Origin of the sequence: Rhodopseudomonas sp. WA056 (assembly GCF_010906995.1) — a bacterium.
Taxonomy (GTDB): domain Bacteria; phylum Pseudomonadota; class Alphaproteobacteria; order Rhizobiales; family Xanthobacteraceae; genus Rhodopseudomonas; species Rhodopseudomonas palustris_G.
In genome coordinates this window covers 1-22,726 of sequence record NZ_QPFS01000082.1, presented here as the reverse complement: position 1 = coordinate 22,726, position 22,726 = coordinate 1, and the positions used below count along the sequence as shown (strand labels likewise).

The 22,726-nt window shown below is 65.0% G+C and carries 20 protein-coding genes and 2 pseudogenes; 10 read left to right on the top strand and 12 right to left on the bottom strand.

Annotated elements, in window-relative coordinates:
* From DU475_RS24330 to DU475_RS16060, 3 genes and pseudogenes are all read right to left on the bottom strand, one after another.
* Positions 1-89 (bottom strand): annotated as a pseudogene (locus DU475_RS24330) (branched-chain amino acid ABC transporter permease); the annotation flags it as partial.
* Between the two features lie 165 nt (positions 90-254).
* Positions 255-1,436: an ABC transporter substrate-binding protein gene (locus DU475_RS16065; protein WP_164632694.1), complete on the bottom strand. Its 1,182-nt coding sequence runs from the start codon at positions 1,434-1,436 to the stop codon at positions 255-257.
* Between the two features lie 269 nt (positions 1,437-1,705).
* Positions 1,706-3,016 carry a UDP-glucose dehydrogenase family protein gene (locus DU475_RS16060; protein WP_047310154.1) on the bottom strand — a complete coding sequence of 437 codons (1,311 nt, stop codon included), beginning with the start codon at positions 3,014-3,016 and terminating at the stop codon, positions 1,706-1,708.
* 205 nt (positions 3,017-3,221) lie between these two features.
* Here DU475_RS16060 and DU475_RS16055 point away from each other — a divergent pair, with 205 nt between their 5' ends.
* From DU475_RS16055 to ahcY, 3 genes are all read left to right on the top strand, one after another.
* Positions 3,222-4,574: a hypothetical protein gene (locus DU475_RS16055; protein ID WP_164632693.1), complete on the top strand. Its 1,353-nt coding sequence runs from the start codon at positions 3,222-3,224 to the stop codon at positions 4,572-4,574.
* A 64-nt stretch (positions 4,575-4,638) separates the two neighbouring features.
* Positions 4,639-5,835 carry a methionine adenosyltransferase gene (gene metK, locus DU475_RS16050; RefSeq protein WP_047310155.1) on the top strand — a complete coding sequence of 399 codons (1,197 nt, stop codon included), beginning with the start codon at positions 4,639-4,641 and terminating at the stop codon, positions 5,833-5,835.
* A 260-nt stretch (positions 5,836-6,095) separates the two neighbouring features.
* Entirely contained in the window at positions 6,096-7,505 is a 1,410-nt protein-coding gene (gene ahcY, locus DU475_RS16045; protein ID WP_164632692.1) for an adenosylhomocysteinase, read from the top strand.
* A gap of 225 nt (positions 7,506-7,730) precedes the next feature.
* Here ahcY and DU475_RS16040 read toward each other — a convergent pair whose 3' ends face one another.
* The 4 genes and pseudogenes from DU475_RS16040 to mntR form a co-directional block, all read right to left on the bottom strand.
* On the bottom strand, positions 7,731-8,867 hold the full coding sequence (locus DU475_RS16040) for a pentapeptide repeat-containing protein (RefSeq protein WP_164632691.1): 1,137 nt from the start codon (positions 8,865-8,867) through the stop codon (positions 7,731-7,733).
* A complete protein-coding gene (locus DU475_RS16035; protein WP_164632690.1) occupies positions 8,842-9,597 on the bottom strand; it encodes a hypothetical protein in 756 nt (251 codons plus the stop codon). Before DU475_RS16035 ends, DU475_RS16040 begins: the two co-directional genes overlap by 26 nt.
* A 292-nt stretch (positions 9,598-9,889) precedes the next feature.
* Positions 9,890-10,003 (bottom strand): annotated as a pseudogene (locus tag DU475_RS24325) (FitA-like ribbon-helix-helix domain-containing protein); the annotation flags it as partial.
* A 273-nt stretch (positions 10,004-10,276) separates the two neighbouring features.
* Positions 10,277-10,741: a manganese-binding transcriptional regulator MntR gene (gene mntR, locus DU475_RS16030; RefSeq protein WP_164632689.1), complete on the bottom strand. Its 465-nt coding sequence runs from the start codon at positions 10,739-10,741 to the stop codon at positions 10,277-10,279.
* A 275-nt stretch (positions 10,742-11,016) separates the two neighbouring features.
* Here mntR and DU475_RS16025 point away from each other — a divergent pair, with 275 nt between their 5' ends.
* The 5 genes from DU475_RS16025 to DU475_RS16005 are packed head-to-tail and all read left to right on the top strand — an operon-like array spanning position 11,017 to position 15,578.
* Complete coding sequence (locus DU475_RS16025; RefSeq protein ID WP_164632695.1) at positions 11,017-11,961, top strand: DUF6662 family protein; 945 nt, start codon at positions 11,017-11,019, stop codon at positions 11,959-11,961.
* Positions 11,962-12,021: 60 nt separating this feature from the next.
* Positions 12,022-12,939 carry a metal ABC transporter substrate-binding protein gene (locus DU475_RS16020; RefSeq protein WP_164632688.1) on the top strand — a complete coding sequence of 306 codons (918 nt, stop codon included), beginning with the start codon at positions 12,022-12,024 and terminating at the stop codon, positions 12,937-12,939.
* Positions 12,936-13,832, top strand: coding sequence for a manganese/iron ABC transporter ATP-binding protein (locus DU475_RS16015; protein WP_142883336.1), 897 nt, complete (start codon positions 12,936-12,938; stop codon positions 13,830-13,832). The genes DU475_RS16020 and DU475_RS16015 overlap by 4 nt, the downstream gene beginning before the upstream one ends.
* Before the next feature lies 1 nt (position 13,833).
* Entirely contained in the window at positions 13,834-14,709 is an 876-nt protein-coding gene (locus DU475_RS16010; protein ID WP_142883335.1) for a metal ABC transporter permease, read from the top strand.
* Positions 14,706-15,578, top strand: a complete 873-nt coding sequence (locus DU475_RS16005) for a metal ABC transporter permease (RefSeq protein WP_164632687.1) — start codon at positions 14,706-14,708, stop codon at positions 15,576-15,578. The genes DU475_RS16010 and DU475_RS16005 overlap by 4 nt, the downstream gene beginning before the upstream one ends.
* A 26-nt stretch (positions 15,579-15,604) precedes the next feature.
* Here DU475_RS16005 and DU475_RS16000 read toward each other — a convergent pair whose 3' ends face one another.
* The 4 genes from DU475_RS16000 to DU475_RS15985 form a co-directional block, all read right to left on the bottom strand.
* Entirely contained in the window at positions 15,605-16,387 is a 783-nt protein-coding gene (locus DU475_RS16000; RefSeq protein WP_164632686.1) for an anti-sigma factor family protein, read from the bottom strand.
* Positions 16,384-16,893, bottom strand: coding sequence for an RNA polymerase sigma factor (locus DU475_RS15995; protein ID WP_164632685.1), 510 nt, complete (start codon positions 16,891-16,893; stop codon positions 16,384-16,386). Before DU475_RS15995 ends, DU475_RS16000 begins: the two co-directional genes overlap by 4 nt.
* 15 nt (positions 16,894-16,908) lie before the next feature.
* A complete protein-coding gene (locus DU475_RS15990) occupies positions 16,909-17,289 on the bottom strand; it encodes a COG4315 family predicted lipoprotein (protein WP_164632684.1) in 381 nt (126 codons plus the stop codon).
* A gap of 174 nt (positions 17,290-17,463) precedes the next feature.
* Complete coding sequence (locus tag DU475_RS15985) at positions 17,464-18,015, bottom strand: DUF6790 family protein (RefSeq protein ID WP_164632683.1); 552 nt, start codon at positions 18,013-18,015, stop codon at positions 17,464-17,466.
* A 384-nt stretch (positions 18,016-18,399) separates the two neighbouring features.
* On the opposite strand from DU475_RS15985, the gene DU475_RS15980 reads away from it, so the two are divergent.
* Positions 18,400-19,671, top strand: a complete 1,272-nt coding sequence (locus tag DU475_RS15980; RefSeq protein WP_164632682.1) for an acyl-CoA dehydrogenase family protein — start codon at positions 18,400-18,402, stop codon at positions 19,669-19,671.
* A 102-nt stretch (positions 19,672-19,773) separates the two neighbouring features.
* On the opposite strand, the gene DU475_RS15975 is transcribed toward DU475_RS15980, so the two are convergent.
* Positions 19,774-21,879, bottom strand: a complete 2,106-nt coding sequence (locus tag DU475_RS15975) for a DEAD/DEAH box helicase (RefSeq protein ID WP_164632681.1) — start codon at positions 21,877-21,879, stop codon at positions 19,774-19,776.
* A 297-nt stretch (positions 21,880-22,176) separates the two neighbouring features.
* Here DU475_RS15975 and DU475_RS15970 point away from each other — a divergent pair.
* Positions 22,177-22,726, top strand: a 550-nt coding sequence (locus DU475_RS15970; RefSeq protein WP_205524408.1) for a PAS-domain containing protein, incomplete at its 3' end; no start/stop codon positions are given.

The window sequence follows — 22,726 nt, the reverse complement described above, 5'->3', positions numbered from 1 at the left end:
TGATAGACCAGCGTGAAGCCGAGCGCGACCAGCGCATACACCGCTCCGACCGTCAGCCCAGAGATCAAGAATTGCAGCAGTTCGGACATGGCGCCGGAGTGACTTTCAGATCGATTGAACGCGCGGCAGATCGCCAAGGACACTCGTCATTCCGGGGCGCGCGTGAAACGCGCGAACCCGGAATCCAGACGTTGTTGGTCTAGATTCCGGGTTCGCGGGCTGGCGCCCGCGCCCCGGAATGACTCCCGACTTGCTCAGCTTCCCGGCTGCACCAGCGTCCAGTCGCCGTTCTTGACTTCCAGCATCTTGAACGCCGACAGGTCGAGGCCGAGGTGATCGGTCGGTGACATCGTGACGATGCCGCCGGTGCCGACGAAGCCCTTGGTCTTTTCGATCTCGTCGCGGACCTTCTTCGGATCGGTCGACTTCGCCCGCTGCATCGCCTCGACCAGGATGGTGAGGCCGTCATAGGCGTGGCCGCCGAAGGTCGAGACCGGCTGCTTGGTGGTGTCCTCGTAGGTCTTCTTGTACTCGGTCACGACCTTCTTCTGCGGATCGTTGTCGGGCAGCTTGTCGGCGACGAGCAATGCCGCGGCCGGCAGCCGCACGCCTTCCGCCGCCGGGCCGGCGAGCTCGATGAAGCTCTTCGAGGCGACGCCGTGGCTCTGGTACAGCGGCGTCGACGACATGCCGAGCTGGGCGTAGTTGCGGGTGACGATCGCCGGGCCCTGGCCGAAGCCGGGATTGACCACCGCTTCGACGCCGGGGGCGGCCTTGATCTTGGTGAGCTGGGCGGTCATGTCGCTGTCGCGCGGCCCGTAGGTTTCCTCGGCCACGATGCTGACGCCGTAGGCCGGGGCGACCTTCAGGCACTGCGCCCGCATCGACGAGCCGAAGCCGTCGGTGCCGGAGATCACCGCCACCTTGGTGAATTTGCGCGCCTTGATGTTCTCGAAGATCTTCTCGCACGCCATCTTGTCGGTGTGCGGGGTCTTGAACACGTATTTGCGTACCGGATCGATGATTTCGACCGCGCCTGCGAACGAGATGAACGGGATCTGCGCTTCCTCGAACACCGGGATCATCGCCATGGTGGTGCCGGTGGTGGAGCCGCCGATCATCGCCACCACCTTGTCGTCCTCAACCAGACGGGTGGCGAAGGTGCGCGCCTTGTTGGCGTCGCCGCCGTCGTCATAGACGACGAGCTCGATCTTCTGGCCGTCGACGCCGCCCGCGGCGTTGATCTTGTCGACATACATCTTCAGCGTCTTGTCCTCGGGATCGCCGAGAAACGACGCCGGGCCGGTGATCGACAGCACCGAGCCGAGCTTGATGGTCGAGGCCGCCAAAGCGGTGTGCATCAGCGAAAAGCTGGACAGCGCCAGAGCCGTCGCGCCGACGGCGACGCTGCGCAGGACATGCGTATAGTGAGCCATGAATCCGTTTCCTCCGTTGCAGGCCGCGCGCTTCTTCCGAGCGTCTTCGGCCTGATCCAATCCCGGTGCCTTTATACGACGCCGACCGCGCCGATCGCACCTTATGCTTTCTGCTGATCGTAATGCTTAACCGAACGGTCGGTCAATAGTGTTGCGCAGGCGCGCGATCGCGGCCGCTGGTGCGGCGCGATCGGCAAGCAGGATAGAGATCGGAGAGAGGGGAGCGTGTGGCTGCGACCGGCCTACGAAATCGGCAGCGCCGACGGCAACTACGCGTCCCCGCGGCCGACGCTGTGATAGCTGAAGCCGTGCTCGGCCATTTCGGCGGGGCGGTAGATGTTGCGCAGGTCGACCACGATCGGCTGCGCCATCGCGGCCTTCAGTCGCGGCAGGTCGAGCGCGCGAAATTGCACCCATTCGGTGACGATCACCAGCGCGTCGGCGCCCTTGGCGCAGTCGTAAGCATCTTCGCAATAGGTGATGTCCGGAAGTTCGGACTTGGCGTGGTCCATGCCGGCGGGATCGAATGCTTTCACCTTGGCGCCCATGTCGGTGAGGCTGGTCACCAGCGGGATCGACGGCGCCTCGCGCATGTCGTCGGTGTCGGGCTTGAAGGTGAGGCCGAGCACCGCGACGGTCTTGCCGCGCATGTTGCCGCCGAGCGCCGCCGATACCTTGCGGGCCATCGCGCGCTTGCGGTTGTCGTTGACCGCCATCACCGCCTCGACGATACGCAGCGGCGCCTCGTAATCGAGGCCGATCTTCACCAGCGCGCGGGTGTCCTTGGGGAAGCACGAGCCGCCGAAGCCGGGGCCGGCGTGCAGGAATTTGGGGCCGATCCGGTTGTCCATGCCGATGCCGCGGGCGACGTCCTGGACATCGGCGCCGACCTTTTCGGCGAGGTCCGCGATCTCGTTGATGAAGGTGATCTTGGTCGCCAGGAACGCGTTGGCGGCGTATTTGATCAGCTCGGCGGTGCGCCGCGCGGTGTACATCAGCGGGCCCTGATTCAGCGACAGCGGGCGGTAGATCTCGCCCATCACCTTGCGGGCGCGCTCGTCGGCCGTGCCGATCACGATCCGGTCGGGGAACTTGAAATCCCGGATTGCCGCGCCCTCACGCAGGAACTCCGGATTCGAGGCGACCGCCGCATCGGCCGCCGGATTGGTCTCGCGGATCAGCCGCTCGACCTCGTCGCCGGTGCCGACCGGGACCGTCGACTTGGTCACCACGACCGTGAAGCCCTTTAGGGCAGCGGCTATTTCCTTTGCGGCCGCATACACATAGGACAGGTCCGCGTGGCCGTCGCCGCGCCGCGACGGGGTCCCGACCGCGATGAACACCGCGTCCGCTTCGCCCACCGGGGCGGTCAGGTCGGTGGTGAAGTCGAGCCGTCCGGCCTTGACGTTGGCCGCGACCAGCTCGTCAAGCCCCGGTTCGTAAATCGGAATTTCACCCCGATGCAGGGCCGCGATCTTGGCCTCGTCCTTGTCGACGCAGGTCACCTGATGGCCGAAATCCGCAAAGCACGCTCCGGACACCAGCCCCACATAACCCGTCCCGATCATCGTGATACGCATCGCTCGATCGTCCTGTAAGCCGCCCGGACTCGCCGGACTCGCGCGCCTCTTAGCAGATCGAGTGCTGTTTCCCAATGACAGTTACGTGGCTGCGCACTGGAGTTTGTAGCCATTTATCTGTGGTATTCGTCCGATCGTTGCGCTTCCGGAGGTGGGAAATCCGTGTTATGGGGCTTCATCAATCCGGAATTGCCCACCCGCCCGCATGAATAACGACCAACTTCTCAACCGGATATCGGACTATTGCCGTCAGGCCGGGATGGCCGAGACGACGTTCGGCCGGCGGGCGGTGAACGACGGCAAGTTGGTGTACCGGCTGCGCGAGGGGAAGCGGATCACGCTGGATACGCTGGAGCGGATCGAGGCGTTTGTTGCTGCTGGGCTGGGCGTTGCGCCGCCGCCGCGGGGGCTGGTGGTGCCGCTGGAGCGGCGCGACCCGCGCAGCAACTTCCGGTTCTTCGAGAACCGCCAGAAATATCTATTGTTCGTCCACACTTGCGGGGAAAAGCGGGTGGTGGCGGACCGCGTCGCGCTGGAGCTCGCCAACATCCACCCGCGCCCGCCCGCGCTGCGCGTGTTCGATGCGGGCTGCGGCGACGGCACGGTGCTGGCGCGCGTGCTGCGTGCGATGCATGGGCGGTTCCCCCAGATACCGTTCTACGTCTCCGGCAAGGAGCTCAGCGTCGAGGACCTGCGGCTGACGCTCGACAAGGTGCCGGACCGGCTGTTCGAGCACCCGGCCTCGGTGTTCGTGTTCACCAACATGAACTACGCCGAGGCGCCGTGGCTGACGCCGGCGTCGTCGGCCGCCGCCGCCGGTATGATCTGGCACGAGGTGGCGCTGCGCGGCGGCTCCTCGGGCGAATTCGAAACCCAGATCGCCGAGCTGGCGCCGTTCCTGCAGGACAATTGGCGCGCCAATGTCAGCCCGCGCACCGGGATGCCGGTGTACGAGCGCCCGGTCGCGATCGTGCTGTACCGCGAGGACCACCGCTTCCTGCTCGACGCGGTGATCCCGCGCGCCGGCCGCACCGAGGCCAATTTCGACCTGATCGTCGCCTCGCAGCCGTACCGGGCGAAATCATCCGTCAACTTCCGGGCCAAGCGGATCATCGCGCCGCTGGCCCGTGCGCTGCGCCCCGGCGGCCGGCTGATCGGCATCCACTCCCACGGCCACGATCCCGGATTGGAAATCGTCCAATCGATCTGGCCGGACGAGAACCCGTTCTCGGTCAGCCGCCACGAATTGTTGCGCGCGGTCAAATACGAGCTCGGCTCGGCTGGTAGAGACCTGAACTTCAATGCCTACGCCGATAACCGCTCGATCTTTCGCTACGATATGGAGGCTTTGCCCAATGAGGTCACCGGACCGATCGGCAATTCGACGGCCTTTGCAGCATGGAATGCCGCGGTGTATGTCGCGCAGATCGAGGACGACCGGCTCACGGAAGTGACCCGGGACGGCCAGTACTTGGAAGCCACCAGAGAAGTTCTGCGCAAGCACAGCGGTCTCTGGTTCAACGACGAATCCTACGTCATCTCGCGCAGGCGCGACTGACATCTCTCAGGATAGGTATCTTTCACGAAAACACCGCCGGGGTCCGGCGGACAAGGGGTTGGTGATGCGCGCGTCTTATATGTTCACGAGTGAGTCCGTGTCCGAAGGCCATCCGGACAAGGTCTGCGACCGGATTTCCGACGAGATCGTCGATCTGTTCTACCGCGAGGGGCCGAAGGCCGGGATCGATCCGTGGGCGATCCGTGCCGCCTGCGAAACGCTGGCGACCACCAACAAGGTGGTGATCGCCGGCGAGACCCGCGGCCCGGCCTCGGTCACCAACGAGCAGATCGAGCACGTCGTCCGCGAAGCCATCAAGGACATCGGCTACGAGCAGGACGGCTTCCACTGGAAGACCTGCGATATCGAAATCCTGCTGCATCCGCAGTCGGCCGACATCGCGCAGGGCGTCGACGCGCTGCAGCCCGGCACCAACAAGGAAGAGGGCGCCGGCGACCAGGGCATCATGTTCGGCTACGCCACCAACGAGACCCCCGACCTGATGCCGGCGCCGATCTTCTACGCCCACAAGATCCTGCGGCTGATCTCGGAAGCCCGCCACTCCGGCAAGGAGAAGGTGCTCGGCCCGGACAGCAAGAGCCAGGTGACGATCCAGTACGAGAACGGCAAGCCGCAATACGTCCGCGAGATCGTGGTGTCGCATCAGCACCTGATCGAGGACCTGAGCTCGAACCAGATCCGCGACTGCGTCGAGCCCTATGTGCGCCAGGCGCTGCCCGCCGGCTGGATCACCGACAAGACGATCTGGCACATCAACCCGACCGGTAAGTTCTACATCGGCGGTCCGGACGGCGACACCGGTCTCACCGGCCGCAAGATCATCGTCGATACTTACGGCGGCGCGGCCCCGCATGGCGGCGGTGCGTTCTCCGGCAAGGATCCGACCAAGGTCGACCGCTCGGCGGCTTATGCGGCGCGCTACCTCGCCAAGAATGTCGTCGCCTCCGGCCTCGCCGACAAGTGCACCCTGCAGCTCGCCTACGCGATCGGCGTGGCGCGCCCGCTGTCGATCTATATCGACACCCACGGCACCGGAAAGGTCGCCGAGGACAAGCTCGAGACCATCGTGGCCGAGGTGATGGACCTGACCCCGCGCGGCATCCGCACCCACCTCGATCTCAACAAGCCGATCTACGCCCGGACCTCGTCCTACGGCCATTTCGGCCGCACCCCGGACGCCGACGGCGGCTTCTCCTGGGAGAAGACCGATCTTGCCGACGCCATGAAGCGTGCGGTGTAAGTGAGAAAGTAAGCCCAAAGCCGGCGTCTTCACCTCTCCCCGCGAGCGGGGAGAGGTCGGCCCGGCGAAGCGCAGCGAAGTCGGACCGGGTGAGGGGGCGCTTCAGCCCAGCCGAGCCTCCCGGCCTCGCGGCGACGCCCCCTCACCCCGGCCCTCTCCCCGCGAGCGGGGAGAGGGAGCGCCGATGCACTGCCTCAAACTGCCCGATTCAGTTCGTAGTGCTCAGTTCGACTGACACAGACATCAGGAAACCCATCCGCATGACCGCCAAGTTCACCGACTACATCGTCAAGGACATCGGCCTCGCCGATTTCGGCCGCAAGGAGATCTCGCTGGCCGAGACCGAAATGCCCGGCCTGATGGCGACCCGCGAGGAATACGGCCCCAAACAACCCTTGAAGGGCGCGCGGATCGCCGGCTCGCTGCATATGACGATCCAGACCGCGGTGCTGATCGAGACGCTGGTGGCGCTCGGCGCCGACGTCCGCTGGGTGTCGTGCAACATCTACTCGACCCAGGATCACGCCGCCGCGGCGATCGCCGCCGCGGGCATTCCGGTGTTCGCCGTCAAGGGCGAGACGCTGAAGGATTACTGGGACTACACCGCCAAGCTGTTCGACTGGTCGGACGGCGGCACCCCGAACATGATCCTGGACGACGGTGGCGACGCCACCATGTTCGTGCACCAGGGCCTGCGCGCCGAGAACGGCGACACCATGTTCCTCGATCAGCACAATTCGGAAGAAGAAGAGATTTTCTTCGCGCTGATCAAGCGCATCCTCAAGGAGAAGCCGAAGGGCTACTTCGCCACGCTCGCCAAGAACATCAAGGGCGTGTCGGAAGAGACCACCACGGGCGTGCATCGTCTGTACGACATGGAGAAGGCCGGCAAGCTGCTGTTCCCGGCGATCAACGTCAACGACTCGGTGACCAAGTCGAAGTTCGACAACCTCTATGGCTGCCGTGAATCGCTGGTCGACGGCATCCGCCGCGGCACCGACGTGATGCTGTCGGGCAAGGTCGCGATGGTCGCCGGCTTCGGCGACGTCGGCAAGGGTTCGGCCGCTTCGCTGCGCCAGGCCGGCTGCCGCGTGATGGTGTCGGAAGTCGATCCGATCTGCGCGCTGCAGGCGGCGATGGAAGGCTATCAGGTGGTGACCATGGAAGACGCGGCGCCGATCGCCGACATCTTCGTCACCGCCACCGGCAACAAGGACATCATCACCATCGACCACATGCGCGCGATGAAGGATCGCGCCATCGTCTGCAACATCGGCCACTTCGACAACGAGATTCAGGTCGCCACCCTGAAGAACATGAAGTGGGACAACATCAAGCCGCAGGTCGACGAGATCACCTTCCCGGACGGCAAGCGGATGATCCTGTTGTCCGAAGGGCGCCTCGTGAACCTCGGCAACGCGATGGGTCACCCGAGCTTCGTGATGTCGGCCTCGTTCACCAACCAGACGCTGGCGCAGATCGAGCTGTTCCAGAACCAGGGCAAGTACGACAAGAAGGTCTACGTGCTGCCGAAGACGCTGGACGAAAAGGTCGCCCGCCTCCACCTCGCCAAGATCGGCGTCAAGCTCACCGAACTGCGCAAGGACCAGGCGGATTATATCGGCGTGAAGGTCGAGGGGCCGTTCAAGGCGGATCATTATCGGTATTGAGAAGGGGAGGGCGGCTGCGCGTTGCGCGGCCGCTGCGACCTGCTCAGGACGTCATGGCCGGGCTTGACCCGGCCATCCATCGGAACAACGAAGCCCGGAGCGACGCTCCGGGGCTTTTTTGTAGGCAAAACTAGTCGGTGGTTCAAAGGTGAATCAGCTACGGCAGCCTTATTGCGAGGCTTTCATGGCCCCAACTCTAATGCGCAACCGAGTTCGGCTCACGTATCAACGTTCGGGTCCGGCCCGATCTGTTGAAATGCCATCGTTGTTTCCAAGTTCAATAGTCGTACCCGACGCAATAATGTACTTGAAATATATTCCGAACGCCTGTCCAAATTGCTGGATCAATCGAATGCGTCGCTGTAGTTGCTCTTCTGTGATGACTTCTATGTTGATGCTTTGTTTCGATATCCGAGCCTCCTCAACTATATGAGCGAAGCTGCGCGGGTTCCGTGTGTCAATGAGCGATTGACGAGTGAGTGTATCACGAAAATCGAAATAATTTCCCTCCTTGTAGTTGTAGAGGGCGGCATCTGTTTCGGATCCCAATAACTTTGCTGTTTTGCCAACAAATGCTCGTCTCTGCACCCGGTCACGGCACGCCGTGATGTAGGCTTTGATCTCTGCAAGTCCTGATGTGAACTTAGGAGATTTAATTAGACCGAAGAATGCAGTCTTTCTAACTGTGTCGTCAGGATGCTTTAGGTACTTCAGAAGCCAATTGAAGGGTTGCCCGCTGTCCCCAAAGAGGGTGATTAGGATACGAAGGCATGAATCTGTCTGTCCAGGATCGTTCCAGCTCTTTGATAGTGAATCGTAGATGAAGTATTTGCTGTCGCTCGCCGACGTCGATCGGATCAGAAAAAGAATATGAGTTCGCACGCTGTTGTCTTTGTGCGCAGCGAAGACGGCGTGAGAGATTTTGGTTGCGCGAACAGGATTGTTTCGCGATTGAATCAAGTCGTCAATTCGCGTGATTGTGTTTGCCCAGTAGTCCGTCGATAGTCTTTTTACAAGAGCCAAGTCGTCAGGATGATCACGAAAGTATCTTTGCTGTTGTAGTTGGTGTGTGAATAGCGAGTCCGACGTATCTGCGCCGTCCAGAACTGGATCGCCGACTTCCCAAGTCAGGTTAACGCCGAAGGCTCCGCGGAGATCGGTTCCAGAAAAATCGAAACCGCGCAGGTCGCAGTTTGAAAAATCAACATTGGATAGGTCCAATTGTTGGAAGTCTCTAGCTGGATCTAGTCCGCAGAGCTTTGCCTGTTCAACAAAATTTGTCTCAGGAAAGTCCAGTAATTTTCGAATGAGCTTCCAGTCTTCTTCAGATAACAGGTCATCTGTGTGGCTTATCGTCTTCAACCGTGATCTCCGAAACTGAAAAGGTCAAAATTCCCCCATTCGCCTTACTTTGAGCGAGGGACTTGGCGACAAGCGCGTTGAACATCTTCTCGTGATTGGTGCTTTTAAATGTAAATTTGCTTAGCTTGCTAAGTGGAGTTATCCTGATGTCTCTCTTCCTGGCAAAAGCGTCCAATCTCACCGCAAGCATATTCGCCCCAGGCAGCGCCTTGATCTTACAAAGGACGTCGTCGTTCAGGTAGGTATCATCCAGAACTTTTCGTGTGTCGCCGGGTTCAGATACCTCCCAAGTGAGGTTGCCTCGCGCCTTTACGCGCAGAAAGCTATAAGTCTCCTTCGAATTATGCGACTCAGTGTGCGTGGAAGCAACGCTTCCTGCTGCTTTCAATCCGAGCGAACCGCTCGGATTTTGAGCGAGAGTCAACTCTGCGTTGCCAGAAATTTCGCCTTTTTGAGTCTTTTCGTTCCTCATCTCGCGCTCGACGGAAACGTCATTGGGCTTCGTCGGTTCACCATGCCTGCTTTTCGGCACGACTTCGAATCCATCGAGGTCAATGGCTAGATTGGCTCGCTCCAACTGAACTACAAATTCTAAGCTGTCGTCAGCCACCAGCGTTACGCTGTTTACGCGAAGTTCAACTCGGATTTCCCTATTTTCAGGTTCGTTACTATTGGAGATTCGCGTAATCACTTCGATCAATTCTGGCAGGGAGTTTCGATCGTTTGCCATTGGCCTCTCGAAGGGTTCGACTCATAAGCCCAGAGTGGAAATTAGCTCGCAGGGCGGATTGGCGCAGCCCGTAGGGCGGATTAGTACTACTGCGTCATAAGTTTCGCCGCCGGCTTAATGCTGCGGCGAGGCCACAACAGGGGCATCGCGGCAGGGTTTTGGCAAGTGCGCGGATCAGGCGCAGACGCATGGTTGCGATCGAGTTCGGGAGGTGGCGTTCAGGCCGCCACGGCGGATCCCCTGGGTCGATAGTCGTCGGGAAGGCGAGGCGCCGGGAGCAGCGTGGCGGGACCGCCCGGAGAATGTCCCGCGCCTCGTCCTCCACCGAGCGGCCATCGATGGCGGCGCGGAGGCGAAGCCGCTTCTTGATGGCGTCATCGGTGTTCCGGATCATTGTCCCCGCCATCACCACCTCCACGAGAGCGCTTGATCGATCCATTGAAGCGGAGATGTATTGAAAGGAGATTTGGTCCTTTCCAAGGGGACTGTGTCCTCATCCTGAGGAGCCCGGCAAAGCCGGGCGTCTCGAAGGATGAGGCAACGCGTGAATCGCGGCGCATGGTTCGAGACGGCGCTTCGCGCCTCCTCACCATGAGGTTGTGCCTGATGTGAGCACTTCGAAACGCAACCCCCGATTCCATCGAGAACAGAGATGCCGGCGGTCCGGCGGCCCGCGAAGCTACGACCGGAGAAACTGCGCGAACGCCTTCAGCGTGGTTTCCGAGCAGTGGTGCTCCATGCCTTCGGCGTCGGCTTCCGCAGCTTCGGGCGGGACGCCGACCGCGCGCAACAGATCGACCACCAGCCGATGGCGGGCGTGCGACCGTTCTGCCAGCGCCTGGCCCTGCTCGGTGAGAAACACGCCGCGATAGGGGCGCGAGGTCGCCAGCCCGGCCTTCTTCAACCGCGAAATGGTCTTGATGGCGGTGGCGTGCGAGACGCCGAGGCGGCGCGCAATGTCGGTCGGCCGCGCCTCGCCGGTGCGCGACAATAGATCGGCGATCAGCTCGACATAATCCTCGAGAATGGCGGTCGATTGCGCCGACCGGGCCTTGCCGAAGCGGCGGGCCTGCACCAGCTCGGTCGGCAGATCGGCCGGGGGAGCGTCGTTGCGCTGGGCTTTCCGCGGGACGGCAGGGCTCATTGATTCACGCTCGCGATTGCTGCGATCCGGAAAGCACGAATTCTCGTCGGCGTCAAAATGTAGCCGAGGCAACAATCCGGCATTGACAGTTGCGACTCGTTCTCTACGATGTAGCCAAGGCTACAATATCGGGGCCATGCACCATGGCCGCAAGGCCGGCCGGTGCAGGATGAAACGGCGCGCCGTTCGGCCGCGCTCGGAGCAAAGGAACGCAGGTGAGTACTCGGATCGACGCGGCGAAGCGGCCGCCGGCTCGGACATCGTCATGGGGGCGGATGGTCGTGGCGACCGCATTCGCGGCCGGTGCCGCCGCGGAGATCTCACCGGCCGCGGCGGAAGACGCGCCGTCCTGGCTGTCATTGCCCGCGTCGTCGCTGTCGAGTTTCGCGATGCAGCGCCCCGCGACGGTGCCGGGCACGCATCACGCCGAAGGCGTCGACACCGAGCACATCTTCGGCTTTTCGATGGGCTCCGATATCGGCCAGAAGGGCGAGATCGAGGTCGAGATGGAGAACGTCGGCGGCTTCGGCAAGCGCGATGGCCGCTACGCCACGCTGGGGACGCTGGCCCAGGTCAAGTACACGCTCACCGATCGGATTCGCATCGCACCGGGGCTGTCGTTCGGCGGCCAGCGGATCGACGGCGTATTCGGCCACGACGATCGCCACCATTTCACCTTCAACGGCGCCGCGCTCGAGTTCCGCTACAAGCTGGTCGATCGCAAGGTGGCGCCGTTCGGGTTGACGCTGCACGCGCAGCCGAACTGGTCCCGCGTCGACGAGGCGACGGGCGGCCGGATCGAGCAGTACGGCGGCGAGTTCGCGGCGCTGTTCGACCGCGAGCTGATCGCCGAGAAGCTGTTCGCCGTCTTCAACGTCTGGTACGGCACCGGCGCCACCCGCGAGCGCGTGACCAATCTCTGGGGCCACGATTCCGAGCTGCAACTGCACGGCGGCCTGTCCTACGCGTTCGTGCCCGGATTCCTCGCCGGCATCAATGTCCGCTACCTGCGCGCCTATGACGGCGGCGGGCTCGACCGTTTCGTCGGCGATGCCGTCTATCTCGGGCCGACCTTCTCGTACAACGTCTCGCCGGCATTCGGCATCTCCGGCACCTGGCAGTTTCAGGTCGCGGGCGGCGCCCTGGGCGACCGGCGGCCACTGAACCTCGATCAGTTCGAGCGCCAGCAGGCGATGCTCCGGCTCAACTGGCACTTCTAGCGACGGGCCCCGCGACGATTGCGCGAGCCGCGGCGCGCGACTGCATCAGGATGGACACGGATGAAACTGAAACAGATCGGCAGCGGCTGGGTGCGCAGCGTGGTCGCGACCGCAGTCGCGGGCGTGCTGCTCGCCGGCCCGTGCCAGGCGCAGGCCCGCAAGCCGTTTCGCGTGGTGACGACCTTCACGGTGATCCAGGACATCGCCCAGAACGTCGCCGGCGACAAGGCGATCGTGGAATCGATCACCAAGCCCGGCGCCGAGATCCACGACTACCAGCCGACCCCGCTCGATATCGTGCGGGCGCAGGCGGCCGATCTCGTGCTGTGGAACGGCTTCAATCTCGAACGCTGGTTCGAGCGGTTCTTCGAGAACGTGAAGGATGTTCCGAGCGTCGTGGTCACCGAAGGCATCGCCCCGATGGGGATCGCGCAGGGGCCGTACAGCGGCAAGCCCAATCCGCACGCCTGGATGTCGCCGTCCAACGCGCTGATCTACGTCGAGAACATCCGCAAGGCGCTGGTCAAATACGATCCCGCCAACGCGGCCGCCTACGATCAGAACGCCGCCGACTACGCGGCCAGGATCAAGGCGCTCGACGAGCCGCTGCGTCGCCGGCTCGCCGCGATCCCCGAAAACCAGCGCTGGCTGGTGTCGAGCGAAGGCGCGTTCAGCTACCTGACGCGCGATTACCAGATGAAGGAGGCGTTCCTCTGGCCGATCAACGCCGACGAGCAGGGCACGCCGCAGCAGGTGCGCAAGGTGATCGACCTCGTGCGCAAGAACAAGATCCCGGTGGTGTTCAGCGAGAGCACGATCTCGGACCGCGCCGCCAAGCAGGTCGCGCGCGAGAGCGGCGCGCGCTACGGCGGCGTGCTCTATGTCGATTCGCTGAGCGCCGCCGGCGGTCCGGTGCCGACCTATCTGGACCTGCTCAAGGTGACCGTCGAAACCATCGCCAAGGGGTTCGGGACATGATCCGGTTCGACCCGGCCGAGGCCCGCGGCGCGGGCGACGCGGTCCCCGGCATCGCGGTGCGCGGTCTCGACGTGACCTATCCGAACGGCTACACGGCCGTGCGCGACGCGTCGTTCACGCTCGGCGCCGGGACGATCTGCGCGCTGGTCGGCGTCAACGGCAGCGGCAAGTCGACGATCTTCAAGGCGATCATGGGGTTCGTGCGGCCGTCGGCCGGCAGCGTGGAGCTGTGCGGGATGCCGGTCGCGCGGGCGCTGAAGCGCAACATCGTCGCCTACGTCCCGCAGAGCGAGGACATCGACTGGAATTTTCCGGTGCTGGTCGAGACCGTGGTGATGATGGGCCGCTACGGCCACATGAACTTCCTGCGGATTCCGTCGCAGGCCGACCGCCGCGCGGTCGACCAGGCCCTGGAACGCGTCGGCATGACGGCCTATCGCGACCGCCAGATCGGCGAGCTCAGCGGCGGCCAGAAGAAGCGTGTGTTTCTCGCCCGCGCGCTGGCGCAGGGCGGCCGGATCGTGCTGCTCGACGAGCCGTTCACCGGCGTCGACGTCAAGACCGAAACCGCGATCATCGATCTGCTGCGCGAGCTGCGCGACGCCGGCCAACTGATCCTGGTCTCGACCCACGATCTCGGCAGCGTTCCGCAGTTCTGCGACCAGGTCGTGCTGGTCAACCGCACCGTGCTGGCGGCCGGGCCGACCGCAGAGACCTTCACCCAGCGCAATCTCGAGCTCGCCTTCGGCGGCGTGCTGCGCAACTTCCAGCTCGGCGGCGCCGACCTGCACAGCGACGACGATCAGCGCCGACTGACGGTGATCACCGACGACGAACGGCCGCTGGTGTTCTACGACGCCCGGCCCAACCAGCGGCAGGATCAGGAGAGCTGAGATGGCCGAGGGTTCGCTGCTCGCCGAACTGCTGGTGCCGTTCGCCTACGGCTACATGCTGAAGGCGATGTGGGTGAGCGCTCTGGTCGGCGGCGTGTGCGCCTTTCTGTCGGCCTATCTGATGCTGAAGGGCTGGTCGCTGATGGGCGACGCCCTCGGGCACGCGATCGTTCCGGGCGTCGCCGCCGCCTACATCCTCGGTGCGCCGTTCGCGCTCGGCGCGTTCTTCGCCGGCATCCTGGCGGCGGCCGGCATGCAGTTCGTCAAGCTGAAGTCGCGGCTGCGCGAGGACGCGGTGATCGGGCTGGTGTTCACCACGTTGTTCGCCCTTGGTCTGCTGATGGCCTCGATCTGGCCGATGTCGGTGAGCGTGCAGACCATCGTGCTCGGCAACATTCTGGCGATCTCCGATGCCGACGTCGTGCAGGTCGCGATCATCTCCGCGGTGTCGCTGGCGATTCTGGCGCTGAAGTGGAAGGACCTGATGGTGACGTTCTTCGACGAGAGCCACGCCCGCAGCATCGGGCTCGATCCGCGGCGGCTCAAGATCGTGTTCTTCACCCTGCTCAGCGCCTGCACGGTCGCCGCGCTGCAGACGGTCGGCGCCTGCCTGGTGATCGCGCTGGTGGTGACGCCCGGCGCCACCGCCTATCTGCTCACCGATCGGTTCGGCCGGTTGATTTTGATCAGCGTCGCGCTCGGCGCCGTCACCAGCTTCGTCGGCGCCTATCTCAGCTATTTTCTCGACGGCGCCACCGGCGGCGTGATCGTCACGCTGCAGACCCTGCTGTTTCTGGCCGCGTTCTACTTCGCGCCGAAGCACGGGGTGATCGCGGCGCGCCGGCGGCGGCATGCGGCGGCGGGGGTGACGCCGTGAGCGAGGTCGCCGACTGGATCACCGGGCCGCTGGCCTATCCGTTCATGCAGCGGGCGCTGATCGCGTCCGTCATGGTGGCGGCGGTCTGCGCGGTGCTGTCCTGCTATCTGGTGCTGAAGGGCTGGTCGCTGATGGGCGACGCCGTCTCTCACGCGGTCCTGCCGGGCATCGTGGTCGCCTATGTGCTCAACCTGCCGCTGGCGGCCGGGGCGTTCGTGGCCGGCCTGTCCTGCGCGGTGGTCACCGGCTATCTGAAGGAAAACAGCCGCGTCAAGGAAGACACGGTGATGGGCATCGTGTTCTCCGGGATGTTCGGCTTCGGCCTGGTGCTGTTCACCAGGATCGAGACCGACCAGCACCTCAACCACATCCTGTTCGGCAACGTGCTCGGCGTCACGCCGCGCGACCTGATCGAAATCGCGATCGTCGCCGGTGGGACGCTGCTGGCGGTGCTGCTCAAACGCCGCGACCTCTTGCTGTATTGCTTCGACCCCCACCACGCCCGATCCATCGGCCTGCCGGTGAGGGCGCTGCACTACGGACTGCTGGTGCTGCTGGCGTTGACGATCGTCGCGTCGCTGAAGGCGGTCGGCATCATCCTGGTGGTCGCGATGCTGATCGCGCCCGGCGCCACCGCCTATCTGCTCACCGACAGCTTCGAGCGGATGCTGCTCGTCGCCGTGGCGGTCGCCACCGGCTCGGCCGCGGTCGGCACGCTCGTCAGCTTCCACATCGATGGCGCCACGGGCGCCTGCATCGTGCTGACGCAGGCGCTGGTGTTCTGCGCGGCGTTCCTGTTCGCGCCGAAGCGTGGATTGCTGCGCACCAACCGGGCCGCGGCAAGGGACCAGTCCGAGCCGGCGGGGTGAGGTGTGCGATCATCCGGCCGCCTGCGCTACAGCGCTTCGTATTGCTGATAGATCGCGCGGGCGATGCCGAGCAGGTGGTCGCGGTCGGTCTGCGCCACCACGGCGTAGGACAGCTGGGCATCGATCCAGGAGAATGCCGCCAATTCGCCGGTGCGTTCGAACCGGAAGGCGCTCGGCTCGGCGTCGCCGCCCGGCCGCACATACACCGTGACGCGGCGGCCCTGCTGGTCCTCGTACATGAACTGCGCCGCCGGGCCGTTGGTGGCCGGCAGCAGCCGGCCGCCGATCAGCTTCAGCCCGAGCGCGTCGAGCTTCGGCGCTGTCAGTTTTCGGCCTAGCCGGCGCGACAGCCATTGCACCAGATGCGCTTCCTGATCGGCCGACACTTCCACCGGGTGGGCGACCTCGACCGCATAGGTCCGCCACGCCACCATCGCCGCGTCGGCGACGGGGGCGGCCGCGACGACCGTGGGCGCGCGGTGCCAGCGCTCGGACGCCAGCCAGCCGCCGGCGCCGCCGATCACCAGGCACGCCAGCGCCGCCGCCACCGCGCCGAACCGCTGGCCGATCCAGGCGCGGCGCTCGCCGCGCAGATGCGCGATGCGGAGCCGTGCCGGGATCGGCTCGGCGGCGACCGCCGACAGCCGGGCACGCAGATCGTCGCGATCGGCGATCTGCCCGGCGATGCGGCTCGCGGCCTCGGCGTCGGACTCCAGATAAGCGTCGACCTCCGCGCGCCGCGCGGCATCGAGCCGGCCGTCGACATAGGCCTGCAGATCGTCCTCGCTGAGAGGGCGACGGACGGTCATTTCACTCTCCTCAACATGGTGGTGCGGCCCGCCTCGACGCTGTGGCGCAGCGCCTCGCGGGCGCGGCTGAGCCGCGACATGATGGTGCCGACCGGCACGTCGAACACCCGCGCGGCCTGCTCGTAGCTCAATTCCTCGACGCCGATCAGCAGCAGCAGCGAGCGCTGATCTTCCGGCAGATCGTCGAGCCGCGCCAGCGCATCGCGCGCGATCAGGCTGCACTCCGGGCCGGCGGCGCCGTCGGGAATCGGGCCGCGCGAGTCAAGATCGACCGCATGGCCGCGCCGGACCGCGCGGCGACGCTGATCGAGATAGAGATTGCGTTCGATCGCAAACAGCCAGGCGCGCAGGTCGCCGCCCTGCCGCCGCAAGCGCCAGCGCGTCAGCGCCCGCTCCAGCGTGCTCTGGACGAGATCGTCCGCGGCGTCGCGATCGTGCAGCAGCGCGCGTGCGTAACGGCGCAGGCTCGGTATCAGCGGCTCGATCTCGGCGGCGATCTCGTCCAAAGCGGTCTCGTGGGATCAGGGCTTGGCGATGTGCCAGGCGCCGTTGAGGAAGCCGTCGCCGGTGGTGTCGCCCGGCTTGGTGTCCTTGGTCCAGGCATACAGCGGCTTGCCCTTGTAGGCCCATTGCCTGGCGCCGTCGTCGCGGGTGATCACGGTCCAGTCGCCGGAGGCCTGCGCGCTGGCCGCAGCCATCAGCGGCGGCCAGTTGGTGGCGCACGGGCCGTTGCAGGCCGACTTGCCGCTGGTGTCCTTGTCGAAGGTGTAGAGCGTCATGCCCTTGTCGTCGACAAGCGCCTTGCCTTTGGCGGTGTCGGCGACCTTGGCAGGGGCGGGCGCCTGCGCGAACGCTGCGGCGGCAAGCACCAGAGCGGATACCAGCGTGAACGTGCGGATCATGTTTTCCTCCTTCGGGGTGGGTGGATCCGCAAGCAGAGACGCCACCGCGCGGCGGTTATTCCCGAAGTCTCGGTCACGAGCGCGTGAGGACGAGGCAGCCTGCTATCGTCGGCTCACCGCCAGCGGCCAACCAGCGCCAGCGAGCGGATGAACAATGTCCGGCTCGAGCGGCGCTCAGGCGGCGCGACTTCGCGGCGCCGCGGGGGCGCGATCGATCCGACTGCGATGTTGCAGCCACAGCAGCGCCCCGCCGAACAGCGGGATGATGATGTCGGTGTAGAACACCACGCCGGCGTTGCCCGGGGCGAAGTTGTGGTGCGTCACCATCTGATTGATGTGACCAACGGCGGCGCCGAGCGTGAACAGGCCGGGGCCGACGATCGCAGCGAGGCGGAGGTCGAAGCTGCGGAAGGCAGCGAGGAAGCCGACGGCGGAGAACCCGAGACTCGCGGTGGCGACTTCGAACTGGAACGGACTGTCGGCCCATCCGATGAACGCCGCCGACATCTTGCCGAAGAAACCGTGCATCACGAAGTTGTAGAAGTAGCAGACGCCGATCGACCAGAACAGGTGCCAGGCCAGCAGCCGGTCGATCACGTCCGGGAATCGCAGCGGCTTCGGCGCGCGCGCGATCGCGACCAGGGCGAACAGCAGGCCGATGACGAGGAAGCTCAGGGAAAAATTCGACAACACGAAGACGATGCTCGCCTTGATCAAGTCCGCCATGCCTCGTTCTCCGTTTGGTGATGAGCGCCGCCGCGTAGCTGACGCGGTTGGATCGGAGCGATGGTAGCACTCATTCGGACAGCAGCCATCAAGCGCGACGACCCGCCGGACGATCACGGGGCGAGTGCGCGTTGCTACGCGGGGAACCGTTCGACGTGGAGTTCGGCGGATCGTTATGATTGCCTCGTCAACTATCGCGCGTGGCGTACGGCGGAGATGATTTTTCGCAATGCGGGATTAGGTTCGCGTTCTGTTTTAAACGCAGTTCGATCAAGACAACCCGGCGGGTTCGTGTCTATAACCCTTGCGCGGTCGTCCGCCCGGGACGGCCCGCCAACGACGCCAAGAAACGCAACCAAGAAAAGCCACGAGGAGCACGCCCGCATGCAGACGGCCTACGTCCCCCGCCAGACCCCTTACACGCTCACGCCCGAAGACGCGCTCAACGATCTGCGGATGAGCGAAGCCGTCCGGCCGCTCTACGACCATGTGAAGAAGTTCATCGCCGAGACCGTCGAGCCGATGCAGCACGAGTTCGATATCGCGGAAGCGAAGAATCCGAACCGCTGGTCGTTCTCGCAGGAACAGCTCGATCTGCTCGGCAAGGCGAAGGCCAAGGCCAAGGAAGAAGGCCTCTGGAACTTCTTCCTGCCCGACGCCGAGACCGGCGAAGGCCTCAACAATCTCGACTACGCCTACATCGCCGCCGAACTCGGCAAGGCGCCGCTCGCCTCCGAAGTGATGAACTGCTCGGCGCCCGACACCGGCAACATGGAAGTGCTGGAGCGCGTCGGCACTCCTGAGCAAAAAGAGAAGTGGCTGAAGCCGCTGCTCAACGGCGAGATCCGCTCGGCCTATGTGATGACCGAGCCGAACGTCGCTTCGTCCGACGCCAAGAACGTCTCGACCTCGGCGGTGCTCGACGGCAACGAGTGGGTGATCAACGGCGAGAAGTACTACATCTCCGGTCTCGGCGATCCGCGCTGCAAGATCATGATCGTGATGGTCAAGACCGATCCGACCGCCGCGCCCAGCAAGCAGCAGTCGCAGATCCTGGTGCCGGTCGACACCCCCGGCGTCGAAGTGCTCGGCCCGATGCACGTGTTCGGCCACGACCATGCGCCGCGCGGCCACATGCACATGCGCTTCAACAATGTCCGGGTGCCGAAGGAGAACATCCTGCTCGGCGAAGGCCGCGGCTTCGAGATCTCGCAGCTCCGGCTCGGCCCCGGCCGCATCCATCACTGCATGCGCACCATCGGCAAGGCCGAGAAGGCGCTCGACCTGATGGTGGCGCGCGGCCTGACCCGCGAGGCGTTCGGCAAGAAGCTGGCGCATCTCGGCGGCAACATGCAGATCATCGCGCAGGCGCGCTGCGAGATCGAGGCGATGCGGCTGATGGTGCTGAAGGCCGCCAAGGCGATGGACGTGCTCGGCAACAAGGAAGCGCGCGTCTGGGTCAGCATGGTCAAGGCGATGGTGCCGGAGCGCGCCTGTAAGATCATCGACCAGGCGATCCAGATGCACGGCGCCACCGGCATCTCGCAGTGGACCCCGCTCGCCGAGATGTACACCGACGTCCGCCACCTCCGCTTCGCTGACGGTCCGGACGAAGTGCACTGGATGGTGGTCGGCCGCCACGAGTTGACGCTGTAAGCCACGGCTATCAGCTTGACGACATCAGGGCCGGGGGCATTGTCCCCGGCCTTGTTATTTGCGCGATGCGTGGCCCGAGCTCGGCGTCACGACCAACTCACCTCAGCGAAACTTCTTCTTCGCCTTCTTCTTGAACGGCGGGTTCTTGGCCGACGGATCGGCGCGGCGGGCCTTGCTGACGTAAGCCGGCTTGTCGCCCTTCGCCTTGCCCGCCTTGAAGCCGTCTTTCTTGAACGGCTTGGTTTTGAAATCGCCCTCGAACGACTCTTCGCCGCGCGGCTTGAAGCCCTTGTCGGTGAAGCTCTTGTCCTTGAATCCCTTGTCCTTGAACCGCGCCGGCTTGCCGCCGCGTGGAGCCTCGTCCTGCGGCGCGCGCTTGCCCGGACGCGGCGCGTCCTGCTCGCGCGGATCGGGCAGCGGTTCGCCGGACAGCGGCGACCACGAGTCGGGGCGCTTGTCGCGGCGCGCCTCGCGATCCGGCTTGCGGTCCGCATCCGGCCGCGGCGGACGCTTGTCCTCGCGCGGCGGGATCGGCTTGGCGCCGATCAGCGGCTCGATCCGGATGTTGTCGTCGTGATCCGGCCGCTTGATCTGCGCCGCGAAGGCGTCCGCGGCGGCGGGCGAGATCTCGAACTCGGTGGTGGTGTCGAGGATGCGGATCGCGCCAATGTCCTGCCGGGTGATGCCGCCGCGGCGGCAGATCATCGGCAGCAGCCAGCGCGCCTCGGCGTTCTTGCGCTTGCCGATCGCGGCGCGAAACCACACACCGCCCGCCATCGCGTGCTTCTCGCCGGCCTTGGCCGAGCGCGTCCGCGGTGCGTTGTCGCGCGCGTCGCGATCGCGCGGCTCGCGCACGGGCTTGCCGGCGCGATCGTCGCGGCCGCGGGCCGGGCGCTCGCCGGGATCGAGAATGTCCTCCGGCGCCGGCATCCGTGCCCGCACCACCCTGGCCAGCGCCACCGCGATCTGCTCGGGCGAACGTTCGGCGAGCAGCGCCTGCGCCAGCGCCTGATCTTCGGCGGTCGGCTCCTCGGTAAACAGTGGATCCTGCAGCATCCGCTGCTGATCCAGGCTGCGGATCTCGTCGGCCTGCGGCGCGGTGCCCCAGTTCGCCTCGATGCCGGCGAGCTGCAGCAGCAGCTCGGCACGCCGCCGCCGCGCCGGCGGAACTAACAGGACGCTGATGCCCTTGTTGCCGGCCCGGCCGGTGCGGCCGGAGCGATGCTGCATCACTTCGGCGTCGTTCGGCAGCTCGGCGTGAATGACGAGGCCGAGGTTCGGCAGATCGATACCGCGCGCCGCGACGTCGGTGGCGACGCAGACCCGGGCGCGGCCGTCGCGCAGCGCGTTCAGCGCGCCGGTGCGTTCGTTCTGGGTGAGCTCGCCGGACAGCGCCACCACCGCGAAGCCGCGCTCCAGCAGCGCGGTCTGCAGATGGTTCACCGCGCTGCGGGTGTTGCAGAACACGATCGCGGTCGGGGATTCGACGTAGCGCAGCACGTTGACGACGGCGTGCTCGACGTCACCCGGCGCAATGCGGATGGCGCGATACTCGATGTCGGCGTGGCCGCCCTCGGCGCCTTCGACCTCGATCCGCATCGCGTCGTGCTGATAGGTCTTGGCCAGCGCGATGATGCCGCGCGGCAGCGTCGCCGAGAACAATAGGGTGCGGCGGGTCTCTGGCGTGGTTTCGAGGATGAACTCCATGTCCTCGCGGAAGCCGAGATCGAGCATCTCGTCGGCCTCGTCGAGCACCACGGCCTTGAGCTGCGAGACGTCGAGCCGGTTGCGGCGCAGATGGTCGCACAGCCGCCCCGGCGTGCCGACCACGATGTGGGCGCCCTCTGCCAGCTCACGCTGCTCGCGCCGCGGGTCCATGCCGCCGACGCAGGAGACGATGCGGGCGCCGGCGTGGCGATACAGCCAGCTCAGCTCGCGGTGCACCTGCAACGCCAGTTCGCGCGTCGGCGCCACGATCAGCGCCAGCGGCGCCGCGGCGGGCGCGAACTGTTCGGCGTCGTCCAAGAGATCGCGCGCGATCGCGAGCCCATACGCCACGGTCTTGCCGGAGCCGGTCTGCGCCGACACCAAAAGGTCGCGGCCGGCGGTATCGGACGCCAGCACCGCGCTCTGCACCGGCGTCGCCTCGAGATAATTGCGCTCCGCCAAAGCTCGGGCGAGCGGCGGGGGACTGGTCGGAAATGTCACGAACGACAACCTTCTGGGCGATTACGCCGAATGGGAAATCCCGCCCGGCTCTTGTGTTGCGAGCCTTCGAACGATGCGCCGCCACGAGGGCCGACGATGACGGGAGACCGCCGAGCTTTAAGCCAAACGCGCGCAAAGCGCCAATCATTCGTGCGGGCAGGGGGGCCGCCGGTGGTGCCCGTTCATGGGACGTTAACGACATCCCGTAATTGCCCTGGGGACGTTCAGGAGTTGTTGCCCGCTGCCGTGCAACCCATGGTGTAGTCAAGTCACTGGCGGGTCGCGGGGATCGTGACAATGCACAAGAGACGAACCGAGGAAACGCACCACAACGCCGGATCGCCGGACGATCCGGAGACCGCGCGGCTGCGCTGCGAACTGGCCGAGGCGCGGCAGGCGCTGGAGACGCTGTATGCCGCGCTCGACAATGTCGACGCCGGCCTTCTGATCCTCAACGAGGAGCTGCGCGCGGTCTACAGCAACCCGGTGCTGCACGTGATGTTCAGGGCCAACAGCGCCGAGGAAATCCGGCAGAACCGGCCGCTCTATGCCGAGATGCTGGCGGCGTCCGCACAGGCGGTGGCGGTCGATCTCGACGACTACGTGTCGCGGCGGCTGGCCTGGGTGCAGTCCGGCGATCCGAAGCCGATGGATCTGGCGATGACCGACGGCAAAGCGCTGCGCTGCCATCTCGCGGTGCTGCCGAGCGGCGGCCGGATGCTGATCTACAGCGACGTCACCGACATCGTCCGCAACGCCGAGGAGCTGGAACGGCTGGCGACAACCGACGGCATGACAGGGGTTTACAACCGCCGCCATTTCCTGACGCTGGCCGACCGCGAATGGG